Genomic DNA, 1,362 nt, shown 5'->3' on the forward strand with positions numbered 1-1,362 from the left:
TATATTCCCCCACAAACTGAGGAGTGACTATGACGAACAATACTGACATCAAAAACCAAACAAATCCTATGTCTGGCGACTTGTTACGTCAGATTATTCGCTTAGGTTTTCCTGTTGCAATCCAAAGCGCGCTTGTCGCGATATTGGCATTGGCTGATGTTCTCATGGTTAGTGACTTTGGTAAAGAAGCGACAGCGGCTGTGGGAATTGCGTCAAAATGGCATTTCGTGGCGATCATGATCATGGCCGGTCTAGCCTCTGCCAACGGCACGCTCGTTGCTCAATATTGGGGGCGAAATGATGCCGTCAGTGCCAAAACCGTCACTGGTATCGCCATCCGATTTGGCTTAAAAGTGCTTATCCCAGTGACGTTGATCATCACGCTTGGTAGCGAACTCATCATGCGTTTACAAACCAGCGATACACGAGTGATTGAGTTGGGTGCGACTTACTTGTGGTATGCGTTTCCGGTGCTGTTGCTTACGCATATCGTCATCGTGCTCGAAGCCAGCATGCGCTCCTCGGGAGACACCGTCACTCCGCTATTAATGGGTGCAATGACCATCGTCCTTAATATTGGTTTGAATTTCTGGTTAATCAAAGGCGGCTTTGGCATCCCAGCAATGGGGGTCGCTGGTGCGGCATTCGCTACGACCATTTCTCGTTTGTTCCAAGTACTCGCCATGATTGCCTACATGCGTTGGCGGAAGCACTGGTTGCTGGAAGTAAAAGAAGGCTCTGAACGCCCTTCGCTGTGGCTGTCTTATCGTCGTATTGCGCTGCCAATGACGCTAGGTGCGCTACTTTGGGCAATCGGCACCATGGTTTATCAGATGATTTTTGGCCACATGGGGACAACCGAATTGGCAGTATTTAGTATGCTCGGCCCATTTGAATCACTCTGTTACTCGATTTTCTTTGGGATCTCTGTGGCATGCTCTGTGATGATTGGTCAATCCTTGGGGCGTGATGCCTTTGAGCAAGCTGAACACATGGCAAAATTCTTTATCAAAGCAGTCTTTGTGTTTGGTATTTCCATCGGCGCACTGTTGCTTCTTAATCGTGAGTTGATCATTGCAGCATTGAATTTGGACAACCCTGAGCTTTACCCACTCGCCGCCCCTGCGGTGATGATTTTGTGCTGCGCGATTTGGTTGCGTATGTTGAACATGATCATCATTAACGGGATTATTCGAGCTGGTGGCGACAACGTATTCTGCTTACGCATGGACTTTATCGCCATGTGGATGACAGGCTTACCACTTTGTGCAATCGCTGCGTTTGTTCTTGGTTGGGAGTTTAAGTACGTGTATGCACTGATGATTGCAGAGGAAGTCGTTAAGTTGGCGTTGTGTTACCGTC

At 48.4% G+C, this 1,362-nt stretch carries 1 protein-coding gene; it reads left to right on the top strand.

The features are described 5' to 3' along the window. Positions 1 to 68: 68 nt before the first annotated feature. The coding region (locus R7F07_RS24840; protein WP_411976919.1) for an MATE family efflux transporter at positions 69 to 1,362 on the top strand (1,294 nt) is incomplete at its 3' end.

Origin of the sequence: Vibrio sp. YT-16 (genome assembly GCF_033337405.1) — a bacterium.
In the GTDB taxonomy this organism is placed as follows: domain Bacteria; phylum Pseudomonadota; class Gammaproteobacteria; order Enterobacterales; family Vibrionaceae; genus Vibrio; species Vibrio alginolyticus.